At 65.1% G+C, this 12406-nt stretch carries 12 protein-coding genes; 6 read left to right on the top strand and 6 right to left on the bottom strand.

The genetic code is table 11. From position 1 onward, the window contains the following. Position 1: 1 nt before the first annotated feature. From METAC_RS0121140 to METAC_RS0121165, 6 genes are all read right to left on the bottom strand, one after another. Positions 2-1231 (bottom strand): exonuclease SbcCD subunit D, encoded by a 1230-nt coding sequence (locus METAC_RS0121140; RefSeq protein WP_026608547.1) that lies wholly within the window; start codon positions 1229-1231, stop codon positions 2-4. A gap of 91 nt (positions 1232-1322) precedes the next feature. Continuing rightward, positions 1323-1874, bottom strand: a complete 552-nt coding sequence (folK, locus tag METAC_RS0121145; RefSeq protein WP_051335747.1) for a 2-amino-4-hydroxy-6-hydroxymethyldihydropteridine diphosphokinase — start codon at positions 1872-1874, stop codon at positions 1323-1325. A gap of 82 nt (positions 1875-1956) precedes the next feature. Then, on the bottom strand, positions 1957-2763 hold the full coding sequence (locus METAC_RS0121150; protein WP_026608549.1) for a formylmethanofuran dehydrogenase subunit C: 807 nt from the start codon (positions 2761-2763) through the stop codon (positions 1957-1959). Further along, entirely contained in the window at positions 2760-3668 is a 909-nt protein-coding gene (gene fhcD, locus METAC_RS0121155; protein ID WP_026608550.1) for a formylmethanofuran--tetrahydromethanopterin N-formyltransferase, read from the bottom strand. Before fhcD ends, METAC_RS0121150 begins: the two co-directional genes overlap by 4 nt. Beyond that, positions 3656-5290, bottom strand: a complete 1635-nt coding sequence (locus tag METAC_RS0121160; protein WP_026608551.1) for a formylmethanofuran dehydrogenase subunit A — start codon at positions 5288-5290, stop codon at positions 3656-3658. Before METAC_RS0121160 ends, fhcD begins: the two co-directional genes overlap by 13 nt. Then, positions 5290-6381 carry a molybdopterin-binding domain-containing protein gene (locus METAC_RS0121165; RefSeq protein ID WP_026608552.1) on the bottom strand — a complete coding sequence of 364 codons (1092 nt, stop codon included), beginning with the start codon at positions 6379-6381 and terminating at the stop codon, positions 5290-5292. The genes METAC_RS0121160 and METAC_RS0121165 overlap by 1 nt, the downstream gene beginning before the upstream one ends. A 691-nt stretch (positions 6382-7072) precedes the next feature. Here METAC_RS0121165 and METAC_RS0121180 point away from each other — a divergent pair. The 6 genes from METAC_RS0121180 (at position 7073) to METAC_RS0121210 (ending at position 12391) form a co-directional block, all read left to right on the top strand. Beyond that, positions 7073-7324, top strand: coding sequence for a hypothetical protein (locus tag METAC_RS0121180; RefSeq protein WP_156898304.1), 252 nt, complete (start codon positions 7073-7075; stop codon positions 7322-7324). Positions 7325-7531: 207 nt separating this feature from the next. Continuing rightward, a complete protein-coding gene (gene pabB / locus METAC_RS0121190) occupies positions 7532-8896 on the top strand; it encodes an aminodeoxychorismate synthase component I (protein WP_026608555.1) in 1365 nt (454 codons plus the stop codon). Beyond that, a complete protein-coding gene (locus METAC_RS0121195; RefSeq protein WP_026608556.1) occupies positions 8893-9456 on the top strand; it encodes an anthranilate synthase component II in 564 nt (187 codons plus the stop codon). Before pabB ends, METAC_RS0121195 begins: the two co-directional genes overlap by 4 nt. Next, positions 9453-10295, top strand: a complete 843-nt coding sequence (locus METAC_RS0121200) for an aminotransferase class IV (protein WP_026608557.1) — start codon at positions 9453-9455, stop codon at positions 10293-10295. The genes METAC_RS0121195 and METAC_RS0121200 overlap by 4 nt, the downstream gene beginning before the upstream one ends. Positions 10296-10598: 303 nt before the next feature. Further along, on the top strand, positions 10599-11780 hold the full coding sequence (locus tag METAC_RS24850) for a (5-formylfuran-3-yl)methyl phosphate synthase (protein ID WP_051335899.1): 1182 nt from the start codon (positions 10599-10601) through the stop codon (positions 11778-11780). After that, positions 11777-12391: an amino acid kinase family protein gene (locus tag METAC_RS0121210; RefSeq protein ID WP_026608558.1), complete on the top strand. Its 615-nt coding sequence runs from the start codon at positions 11777-11779 to the stop codon at positions 12389-12391. The genes METAC_RS24850 and METAC_RS0121210 overlap by 4 nt, the downstream gene beginning before the upstream one ends. Positions 12392-12406 lie beyond the last annotated feature (15 nt).

The raw sequence follows: 12406 nt of genomic DNA on the forward strand, positions 1-12406 counted from the left end.
GTCACAAATCCGCGCGGAGATGGTGGAAGGCGTCGAGATGCGCAGGCTCCGGCGGGCGGCCATAGCGCTTTTCAAAGGCGCGCCGGAACATGTCTTCGGGATCGCGCTCGGCGAGCCTGACCAGAGGCGCGACGGTGTCGGCCATTGGCTCCGACTCGGCGGAAACGGCCAGGCGGGCGTCGACGAGCCTTACCGGAACGCTCTCGACGATTCGATCGACCTCGGCGCGAAAACCCGCGGCGAGGCCTTCAGGCGCCAGCCGGATCGCCAGAAAGGGCTGCTTGTCGGTCGGCAGGGCGGGATCGAGATCGAGGGCCGCCAATCGATCCGAAAGCTCGTCCAGCCTCAGCGCGCCGTGCTCAGGCAGCCGCAGGAACGGGACCGGGCGCGTCAGCGGGATGTGTTCTATGCGGGTTTCGGCGCCTTTGAGTGTCACGAGGGTGACGCCGTGGCGATAGGCGTGCTCGGTCGCGGAGAGCGGGAAAAGCGAGCCGCTATAGCGCACGCCCGCGCCGAGATCTTGGGCGCGGTGCAGATGGCCGAGCGCGACATAGGCCGCATCCCGTCCCTGGAACATGCCGGCCGGAACCGCGTGCTCGCCGCCGATGAGGATCCGTCGCTCGGCGCCTTCTGACTCGACGCCGCCGGCTACGTGGAGATGGCCCGTGGCGATGAGGGGAAGACCGGCGCGCAAGGGCGCCGCGCTCTCGAACAATTCCCCATAGAGTTCTGAGACCGCGCGAACGATGGGCGAACCGGTAGCGTCCGATGATGAAAACGGCGGCAGGCAGGCCGCGGTCGGATAGGACAGGGCGAGCGCATGGGCGGCGATCTCGCCCCATGCGTCCGCAAGCGGGATGAGATGCCGCCTTATGTCGATCTTGCCCTCGCGCCGCGCGACATTGCCGATGACGTGGACGCGGAAACGTTCGAGCAGCGCGCCAGGCGCCTCCAATCGGCCGGCGGCGTCATGATTTCCCGCGGTGATGACGGTCGTCATGGTGGGCCGCGCGCGATGGAGGCCGGCGAGCAGATCGAAGAAGAGCCGCTGCGCTTCCCCGCCGGGATTTTGGCTGTCGAACACGTCGCCGGCGACGATGAGCGCGTCAACTTCCCGTTCCGCGACGAGAGCCGTCAGCTCCGCGAAAACGGCGCGATGCTCGGCGTCTCGGGAAAAGCCGCGCAAGCTCTGTCCGATGTGCCAATCGGCCGTATGAACGATTCTCAGCATTATCCGCGAGTTTGGCGGATTCGCTGGGCGATGACGAGCGCCGAGTAAGGCGGGGCTGAGAGGCTTTGCGAAAACTCGCCGTCGGCGCGGCTCAGGACTCCCCGGCCGATTGCGTCCCGGACTCGTCGATCGACCATTTTTCGATCGGCTCGGCCGCGAAGCCGGCGGCGGCCTCTTGGATTGAGCGTCCAGACAAGCTCAAGCTCGGGGCGATCTCGGCAAGCGGGATCAGCACGAAGGCCCGATTGAAGAGATCCTTGTGCGGCAGGTTGAGCTGTTCGTGTTGGAAGGACGCGTCGCCATGGAAAAGAATGTCGACGTCGATGAGGCGCGGACCCCAGCGCACCGTGGGCTCGCGGCCCATGTCGCGTTCTATGGCGGTGGTCGCGGCGAGAAGCTCGAGCGGTTCCAGCAGGGTTTCGCCCAGGGCGCAGGCGTTGGCGAAAAAATCCTGCTCGACAAAGCCCCAGGGCGCCGTTCGATAGATGGACGAAACCGCCGTCAAACGAACAATTCCGCGCTCTTCAAGAAGGTTGAGTGCGCGCCGGATATTGCCGGCCTTGTCGCCTATATTGCTGCCGAGGCCGAGGCCGATCTGCGTCCGCTGGCCGGCGCCGAGGAGCTCAGGCGAATGTGACGGCATGGAAAATCCAGGAAACGGCTTGCGCGCTCATTGGCCGCGAGGCTGAGAGGAAAAGCGCGCCTTGCCAGAAGGTTGGCGCGCCTTAGGCGGGGAATAGGATCTCGCCTTTTCCGAGCGCGGCGGAATCGCCGGCGAAACGGTGGAGCAGGCTCGAGAAGAGCTTGGCTGCGCCACGGCTTTCGGGTTTCAGCAACCGTGAGGAGAGGCTCGCAAAGGCGAGCTCATGCGCGCCACAATCGAGGAAAGTGGGCGCGAGCTCGGGTGGGTTGGCGAGCGCGATCGTGCCGCGCCGCATGAGATAGCCGGGCAAGACGCCGGTCGCGCCGAGCACGACCAAAGTTCCGGCGATCATGCGGCTACCTGGATAATCCCCGGCGGAACCTTCAATCACGAGCGTCCCGCGGCGTAGACGATCGCCAGCGCGGGCGCCGGCGTCCCCACGTACGATCAACAAGCCGCCAGTGACGCCTTCGAGCTCGCCTTCGAGAGGCCCGCCGAGGAAGTCGCCGGCATTGCCGCCAATCTCGAGCCGTCCGCCGGACAGGGCGGAGCCGGCATAGGGGCCGGCGTCGCCGGCGACGACGAGATTGCCGCCGCTCATGCTCCGGCCGACGCATTTGCCGACGTCGCCTTCGACGATGATCTCGCCGCCCTTCAGGCCCAGGCCCACATTGTCGAGCCGCGTCGATCCGCCCTCGAAGACAATCGTCTGCGCATCGCCGGGACGAATGCGAAAGAGATCGCCGACCGTGACTTTCTCGCGCGTGGTCTGCACTTCGATCTCGGCGATCTCCTTCGCCGATTTGCCGTCGAGCCGGTGCGGGGAGAGAGGCGACAGGTCGAGCCTTTGATCCGGCTCCTGTTCGAGCGCGAGGACGAGTGGCTTCACGGCAGGAGATCCTTCAGATGGAAGTGGAACGGGCCGAGCTTGCCGCCGTAATTGCCGGCGCCGACGCGCACGGCGCCATCCTCTGGCCCGAGCTTGAGAATGGCCGCGAGGCCGGCGCGCATCGCCTTGGCTACCGCTTGCTCGTTCAGGCCGTCGATGACGATCTCGAGGACGCAGCCGATGTCTTCGTCCAGATTGGTCGCCACGGCCCCACGCAAGGTCGGGCAATAGGCGTCATTGGTCGAGGCCGACATGGCTTTATATTTCGAGCCGACTTTCGAGCCGGAGCGGACGATTCCGCCGGGGAACGGCAGGATCACGTCCTTGACTTCGTTCATCGCCGCGACCGCAGCCTCGGTCGCGCGAAAGGTGGTCTTCGGCGTCGCGCCCATGATGAGCAGATTGCCGCCGCCGACCGCCTTTTTGGTCAGCCCGGTCGTCGCCTCGCAGAGGAATTCTCCGTCCATGACCGGAACGCGCCAGAAATGCCGCGCGCCGAACTTCTTCGACACCTGCCATCCATCGCCGAAATAGCGAATGGCGTCGCCGATCTGCAGCCGGTCCTCGCTTTCCAGATCGCCGAAACAGGCGGATCCAGGGGAGGTGAGCACGCATTGCCCGACGCGATTGACGAGCTGAGTCTGCAATGTGTCCGACGACATGGCGAAGATGAGGACGCGCACGCCCGGCCGCCCGTCCGGCGTCTCCTTGGCGGAAATCTCGTGGTCGATGCCGGCTTCGCAGCCGCAGCCGATGACGGATGTGGCGAAGCCGGTCATGGTGACGGCGGCCTGTTTCGCCCAGCGCTGATTGGGCCCGGTGATGACGATCGCCGTGCCGCGCATGGGAAAAGCTTCGGCGAACGACTCGTCGATGCGGACGCCGTTCCTGACTATTGGGCGCATTCGACCTCCTGGAACGGATCGGGACGCGGAAGAATATGCTCCGGCACCGCGAACATATTATGAGAGACGCCGAAGTGATGGTCGTAATAGCCGGAGAGGCGACGGTCCATGGCTTTGTCATAGCCTGGATTCACCTTGAGCGTCTTGCCCCACCGGTAATGCGTGACGGTTCCGTCGCGTACGACGAGATCGCCGTCCTTGAACACGAGATGGGCGGCGCCGAACATCTTGGCGATGTCCTTGTCCGGCGAATAGACCGCGACATCGGCGAGCCCGCCTTCGCCTAAATGGCCGCGATCCTTCAAGCCCAAGAGCTTCGCCGGCGCGGCGCGGGTCATGATGGCGATTTCGTTCAGCGTGTACTCGCGCGCGATGGAGGGCAGCGTCGTAACGGCGAGCGCCGCCTGCGGCAGGCGCGCGGCGGCCTCGGCCCGCGCCTCGCGGCTCATGAGCAGCGCGAATACCTCTGGATAGGTCGTGAAAGGCGCGCCGTTCGGATGATCGGTCGTGAAGAAGACGCGCCAAGGGTCGTCGATCAGCAGGAAGAGCTCGAGGCCGCAGGCCCATTGCACGGCGTTGGCGAATTCGGTCTCGCGATAATGGTAAGGCACGACGCCGCCGCCCTCGGCGTCCGCGTCGAAAATCACCGATTTCTTCGGCCGCGCTTGGCCCACGGCATTGAACTGACGCAGCACGTCGGACGAAATCGTGACCGTCTGCCGGAACATGGACTGCCCAACGTCGACGGTCACATTCGGCGCAGCGTTCACAGCCGCGGCGACGGCGGCGGCGCCGGAGGAGAAGCCATGATCGCCCTCGTCGCCATAGCAATAGAATTGTAGATGGGCGAGATGTAGGGGCTTGCCGCGCGCCGCCTCGATGGTGGCGAGGGCCGTCGACACATTGCCCGGAATGCCGAGGTTATTGGCGTGCAGATGCAACGGATGTGGGATCTTGAGATCGTCGACGGCCTGCTGCAGCGCCTCGAGGATCTTGCGTGAGGTGGTTCCGTAGAAGGGCACCGCATCGTCGAGGCCGAAGGCCCGGACGTTATATTTGAAGGATGTCGCGCCGCCGGCGTTAATCGTCTTCAGGCCGAGGCCATTGGTGGCGGCCAGCGTCGCCGCGACATAATCCGCGATCGCGCCGGGCTTTTCGCCCTCCCGCAGCAGGGACAAAAGAAAATCGTCGTTGCCGAGGATCGTGAGCGCCCCCTTGTCGAGGATCGGCACGTCCGAAAGTTCGAGATGGCCTTGAAGCGCCTGATGCGGCGCGAGCGCCGGCTCGATCACCGTGGTGAAGCCCATGGCCGCATAGCGAACGCCGGTCTCGAAGGTCGACCATTTGGCGCTCGCCAGGGGCAGGACCTTCTGCAGCGGGGCATCGGCGCGATGCAGCTCCGGCAGCAACAGGCGCGCCGTGTTCACATTGCCGCCGGCGATATGGGAATGAATGTCGATGGCGCCGGCCATGACGATCTTGCCGGTCACGTCGTGGATCTGGTCAGGCTGTCGCCCGGCGGGCGGCGCGACGATTCGCCCGTCCTCGATCCAGAGGTCGCCGATGCCGTCGCGATTATTGACGGGGTCGACGATACGGCCGCCCTTGAGGAGAATAAGCATTAGGCCTCTCCGCCGATATGTTGCGCGATCCGGTCGATGACGGAAGAGACGGAGGGAGCGTCGCTCGGCAGCGAAGCCCGGCGGGCGACAATCGCGCCGACTTCCCGCGCGAATTCCGCCGAATCATGATCGACGCCCGGGCCGCCGACCTCGACGCGGACCTGCGGCTCGTGATCGAACTTGACTTGCGAGGGGACTAGCGCGATGAGCGGAATCTGCTTTTTCCAGCGCGGGACTTCGCGGCCATAGGCCGAGATCCAGAGCGCGGCGTCGGCTTCTCCGCTGTCGACGAGGCGGGCGGCGTCGAACCGCCAGGTGTCATGCTCGGGGAAGCCGCGTCCGAATGACGTGCGCATGGGGAAGCCGGTCATCCAGCCCGAGGCTTGCAGGACGCCGCCGGCATTGGAGTCGGCGCCGAGAGGAAGGCCGGAGAATCGCGTCGTCTTGTTGAGATCGGCGAGAAGGCCATAGAGCATCTCGATCGCGAGGCTATCGAGAAGCTCGGGACCCCAAACCGCGACGCCGAAGCGCGCGCCTTTGAGAATTTGCGCGATCTCGTCGATCTTGCGCTTGGCGCCCTTGCCGGAATTGACCGGCCGATCGGCGACGCGGGCGCGCAAGCTCGCGAGCGCGACATGCGGATCGTTCGAGTCGATCGTCGTGACGTCAAGGCCGTCGACTTGGGCCGCGGCGCGGCCCGGCGCGATCCAGACGAGCTTGCGCGTGGCGTGCGCGAGATCGAATTCCGGGACGGCGGCCGGCGCGAGCCGCTCGAGAAGCTGCGGCCAGATCTTGGTCAGATCCTTGCCGATGAAGAGGAGGACATCGGCGCGCAGACGCGCCTCGTTCGGCGTCGTGACAAAACGCCCGGCCTGGCGCATGACGTCGAGATCCGTGAAGATCTTGTCCGATTCCAGGTGGTCATAGGCGCCGCGAATGCGCTCCGCCAAGGCGATGGAGGCGCGGGCGCCGGCTATGTCGGTCCCGAGGCCGGCGACGATGGGCAAACGGGCGCGTGATAAAATTTCCGCAGCGCGCTGGGCCGCCGCGTCGAGCGAGGCCGGCCTCCCGTCGATCTGGGCTTCAGTCATGGCGCCTCCTCGAAAGCTGCTCACATCGCATTGGGTTCGCCCTTAATTTATTGCGGGCCGGTCCTCGGCGCCGAGCCGCGAGGTCGATATTGCGGCGCAGGCTTCGGATAGGGCTGTTAGCGCGCTTTTGTGCCGGCGGGAACTGTGAAAGCGCGCGATGGCTTCGGTTTTTTTATTTCGGCGCAAGGAGCGGATCGCCCGAACGGCCCATGCGGGCGATCGTTCGCGGGCGGGCCGCGACCCGTGAGATCTGCATCGGAGGGTCCTCCCGCGTGGCTTTAGGCCGAAGCGACCGCGTGGGGCGCGGCCTATAGACCTCGCCGTAGCGGCTGATCAGCGTCTGGGATCTTGTGTCCGGCAGCGTGTCACGACGTTGACGAGGCGCTAGGGCGATTGAAAAAGCGCCGCCTGGCCTTCGAAGATTCGTCCGCGTTCCCTATCGCGGGCGATCTTGAAGCCGGATATTCGATAATGCTACGTTATGGCGCTCAGCCATGCAAGACGACGATCGATTTTTTTCAAAGCCACATTATATAGGGGCATATTTTCGTCGGGCTTGGTTTTTTATCGGCGTTTGACGATCCGCGCGATCCGCGCCAATACGCAATCAAGGCCTTTTGGATATGCTCTTTGGAAGCCCGATCGGATAAGGACGGGTTTTCAGCCGAAAGGACTATTCGAGGAGTTGTCCATGCCGATTCAATCTTCCCTGCCCGTTCAGCGCGAGACGCAAGCGACGGCCGGCGGCGAAACGCCGAGAGCGGCGTCTTTTGCCAGGAGGCCGCGCGGTTTGGTCGCCTATAAGGGTAGGCCCGCCGCGAAGCCGGCGTCGCCGCCGGCTGAGAAGGCCGCGCCTGCGAAGGAAAGCCAGCCGCAGGCCCCGGCCGCGCCGAAGCCGTCCGAGCCGGCCAAAGAGGGCGGCGCCAAAGGTTCTCGGAACTAGGCGCAGGCGCAGCGCGGCGTTCGGCCGAGGCTTTTATAGAGCGTTGTCGGGGGAGCGGCTTCTGGCCGCAAAGGTTGAAAGAAAGGCGCCTGAGCCGATTTCGCGACTCTGGGAGGCCGCTTGAGGGCTGAAATCCTCCCGATGACCGCGCGGCGCGCCGATCGGGAGGGCGAGAGGCCAGTCGGACGAAGCCGTTGAGGCGAGCCTATGCATGTCATCGAGATTGCCTTTCGTGACGCGGCGGAAGCGGCCTCCGCTCTGAGTCATTTGCCGTTTCTCACCTTTCTCGACAGCGCGATGGCCGACGGCAAGCTCGGCCGCTATAGCTTTGTCGCGGTTGATCCTTTCGCGAAGCTTCAAGTCCGCGATGCGGACATCGGCTGGATCGAGCGCCTCAAGAGCCTTTTGGCGCAATATCGCATCGAACCCACGCCCGGCCTGCCGCCGTTTCAGGGCGGCGCCGCTGGGCTGTTTTCCTATGAGCTCGGCCGCAGCCTCGAGCGTCTGCCGAAGCCGGCCTTGGACGAACTCGAGTTCCCTGATCTCTCTCTAGGCCTCTACGATGTAGTGGCGGCCTTCGACGCCCTGGAGCGGCGCGGGTTCATTCTCTCGACAGGCTTGCCCGAGATGGATCCCGCGGCCCGGCGGCGCCGAGCCGTCGAACGGGGGCGCTGGCTCGAAAGCGAACTCGGCCGGGACGCCGTTTCGCGTCCCGCCGGAAATATTTCGCTTTCAGGTTGGACGAGCAATTTCACCCGGAGCGGCTATGAGCGGGCGGTCGGCGAGGTCATCGAGCGCATTCTCGCCGGCGATATTTTTCAAGCGAACCTTTCGCAGAGATTTCTAGCCGCGGCGCCAGATGATTTCGATCATTTCGGTTTCTACAGGCATTTGCGCAAGGTCAACCCGGCGCCTTTCGCCGCCTATCTGGACCATGCCGACTTTGTCATCGCTTCAGCCTCGCCGGAGCGATTTTTGCGGCTCGAGGGCGATCGCGTCGAGACGCGTCCGATCAAGGGCACGCGGCCGCGGTTCGCCGACGCCTTCCTCGACAGCATTCAGGCGCAGGCGCTGAGGGAAAGCCGCAAGGATCGCGCCGAAAACGTCATGATCGTCGACCTTTTGCGCAATGATCTCTCGCGCGTCTGCCTACCGGGTTCGGTGCAAGTGCCGCAGCTCTGCGGGCTCGAGACCTTCTCCTCCGTCCATCATCTCGTTTCGTCCGTCGTGGGGCGCCTCCGCGAGGGACAAGGCGCGGTCGATCTCCTCGCCGCCGCATTTCCCGGCGGCTCCATCACGGGCGCGCCGAAGCTTCGCGCGATGGAGATCATCACCGAGCTCGAAGGCCATGCGCGCGGACCCTATTGCGGGGCGATCGGCTATATCGGCTTCGACGGCGCCATGGATACGAATATCGTCATTCGCACGGCGAGCTTCCGCAAGGGCGCATGCGTCGTCCAGGCGGGCGGCGGCATCGTCACGGCGTCCAGCCCCGCAGCCGAATATGACGAGACGCTCGATAAGGCGCGGCGGATCTTCGAGGCTTTTGGGGTCAAGGAACTCGCTCGATGATCCTCGTCGTGGACAATTACGATTCTTTCGTTCACACGGTCGCCGGCTATCTGAGCGAGCTCGGGGCGACTCCGGTGGTGGTGCGCAACGATGCGCCGCTCCCCGACGAGACGCCTGAGGCGATCGTGATTTCGCCTGGACCCTGCACGCCGAATGAGGCCGGCGTCTCCATGGCGCTAATTCGCGAATATTCCGGCCGGGCGCCGATCCTCGGAATTTGCCTCGGCCATCAATGCATCGGACAGGTTTTCGGCGGGACAGTGCGGCGCGCCTTGCGTCCGATGCATGGCGAGGCGAGCCTGGTGCGCCATGACGCGTTGGGCATCTTGGAAGGGTTGCCAAGCCCGCTCAATGTCGGGCGCTACCATTCCCTCATCGTCGATCTCGAAGGCGGCGAGGCCTCGCTCGCCGCCACGGCCTGGTCGCAGGACGGCGAGATCATGGCCTTGCAGCACCGCGAGCATCCGACCTTCGGCGTGCAGTTTCATCCGGAATCGATTCTTACCGAGCACGGCCATCAAATCCTGCGAAATTTCCTTGGGCGCATCGTCAGACAATGACGCGCGTGTGGCTGGACGGGAGGCTCGTCGCCCCCGATAGGGCGCATGTGCCGATCGCCGATCGCGGGCTATTGCTCGGCGACGGCCTGTTCGAGACCATGCGCGTGCATAAGGGCCGCGCTTTCGATCTCGACGGACATCTCGCCCGGCTCGAGTCCGGGCTCCGGATCCTTGGATTCGCGAGGGCCGTCGATCTTGCGAGGCTTCGCGCCGACGTGACGAATTATCTCGCCGCTGAAGGGGCCTCGGAGGCGGCGCTCCGGCTTACCTTGACCAGAGGCGCGGGGCCGCGCGGACTCGCGCCTCCTGAGGAGCCCCGCCCGACGATCGTCATGACGCTCTCGCCTCTGCCGCTGGCGCGCGAGACGCCGGTTTCCCTTTGGATCGCGACCTCGACGCGCCGGAACGAGCTCTCTCCGGTTTCGCGCGCAAAGGCGCTGCCCTATCTCGACAATCTGATCGCGCTTCAGGAGGCCAGGGCGCATGGCGCCGAGGACGCGCTTATGCTCAACACGCGCGATCTCGTCGCCTGCGCGAGCGTCGCTAATGTCTTTATCGTCCGCGACGGCCGTTTGGAGACGCCGCCGATTTCGGACGGCGCTTTGCCCGGCCGGATGCGGGCGCTTCTCCTCGATCTGGCCGGTGAGGCGGGATTGACGCCGATGGAAGGATCGCTCTGTCCTGATGCGCTCGCCGGCGCCGATCATATGTTGCTGACGAACAGCATTCGCGGCGTCGTGGAGGCGGGGTCTTGCAATGGCGCGGCGCTTCAACGCCGAGCCGGCGTCGTCGTCGCGCGGCTGCGCGCCCTGATCGCGGCCCGCGTCGAGCGCGCGTGAGCCTCCGCGCCCGCCCGTCGCGATTGCATTTGGGGCGCCAGGTCTTATATAGGGCTACCGCCATACAGCTGGCGTTGCTGGCGAGCTTTCGCTCGGGCTCGGCATGAGAGCGCCAAGCGCGTCGCGCGCTCGCGTCAAGTCGATCATTCCACAGCCTGCTCCGTGCGGCCTGCGCCTCTACCCAGCGCCCTGTGGTCTCGAGGCGCTTGGAGGGCTGACGGGTCCGTGCGGCGATGTTGAATGCTCGCGGTCGATCGGACGGGCGCGCGTGAAGTTTTTAACGATGTCCGGGGAAGCGCTAGAATGACATTAATGCTCGCGAGCGTGGCGAACTCTCTCGAAGCCGACGCTGTCTGGGAGGGCGGCGCCGATATTGTCGACCTCAAGGACCCGGCGAAAGGCGCGCTCGGCGCGCTCGACACTTCTATTGTGGCCGAAGTCGTGCGGGCCGCCGCGAAACGCAGATTGGTGAGCGCGACCGCGGGCGATTCCTTCGCCTCGGCGCAGGCCGCGGTCGACGCGGTCGCGCGGATGGCCTCGACGGGCGTCGACTATGTCAAGCTCGGTTTTGCCTCGGGGACCTCGGGCGCGGATTGCATTCGCGCGCTGGGCGGTCTGGCGAAAGAGGTCAAGCTTATTGGCGTTCTGTTCGCGGATCGGGAGCCGGACCTCGACGCCTTGCGTCTCATGGCCGGGCAGGGCTTCGCCGGCGCCATGCTCGACACGGCGACCAAGGGACTTGGTCGCCTGCTCGATTACATGGACGTGGCGGCGCTCGTCGAATTCGTCGATCAATGCCGAGAGGTCGGGCTGATCTCGGGCCTCGCCGGCTCGCTCGAAGCGCCCGACGTGCCGCGTCTTCTACCTCTTCAACCGAACTATCTCGGCTTTCGCGGCGCCTTGTGCCATGGCCGCCTGCGCGGCGCGTCGATCGACGCCGCATCGGTGAGCATGATCAGGGACCTTATTCCAAGGCGAGGGGATGGCGGGACCGTCTCCGGCGAGGCGAGCGTCGATTGGCGTCTCCTCATGGCGCGCGGTCAGGCCGCGCCGGTCGAGCGCGCGATCGAGACGGACCGGGTCTTCGTGCATGATCTCATCATGCCTTGCTCGATCGGCGCTTATGATTTCGAGCGCGGCGTGAAGCAGAATGTGCGCTTCAACATCGATGTCGACGTCAAGCGCGCGCAGCGGCACTCCGACGACATGCGCGACATTTTTTCCTATGATCTCGTGGTCGACGCCATCAAGATCCTCCTTGGGCGCGGGCATGTGGAATTGATCGAGACTTTGGCGCGCGACCTCGCCGATTCCGTCCTCGGCCATCCGCAGGTCGTCCGCGTTTGCGTGCGCATCGAGAAGCTCGACGTCATTTGCGGCATGGTGGGCGTTGAGATCAAGCGCGAGCGGGCGATGGAATCGGGCGCTGTGGACCAGCTTTTCCCGAGCCTCGGCGGCGGCGCCGGAAACACGAGGAGCCATTGAGCCTCACCGTCGTCAAATTCGGCGGCAGCCTGTTGAAATCGCCATACCGTGCGGCATGGCTCGCGGCCTTGGCCGCGTGGGGCGGCCCTCTTGTTCTCGTGCCAGGCGGCGGCCTTTTCGCCGATGGCGTGCGCAATGCGCAAAATGCGATAGGCTTTGACGACGCCTCGGCGCACCGCATGGCGCTTCTCGCCATGGAGCAATTCGCCATCGCTCTCGGCGCCCATTCGGACGCTTTTGTTCTGGCTGGCTCGCGCCCCGAGTTCGAGACAGCCTTGAAGGTCGGGAAGATCCCGATTTGGCTTCCGTCGCAAATGGCGCTCGCCGATCCGACTTTGCCGTCGACTTGGGAGATGAGCTCGGATTCGCTTGCGGCCTGGCTCGCGGAGACCTGCGGGGCGGACCGCCTCCTCCTCATCAAATCCTGCGATCTGACGCCGCCGCTCTCTGCGCGCGAGCTCGCCGAGGATCAAATCGTCGATCCGCTGTTTCCGCGCTTCGCCGCGCGAAGCCGCGCCGAAGTTTGGCTCGCGGGCCCTGCGTCGCTCGCAGGAGCGGTGGAAACGTTGCGCAACGGCGGAATGCCCGGCGCGAACGTCTCTTTGTCTTGAAACTGTCGGAGATTC

Source organism: Methylocapsa acidiphila B2, from assembly GCF_000427445.1.
Lineage (GTDB): Bacteria > Pseudomonadota > Alphaproteobacteria > Rhizobiales > Beijerinckiaceae > Methylocapsa > Methylocapsa acidiphila.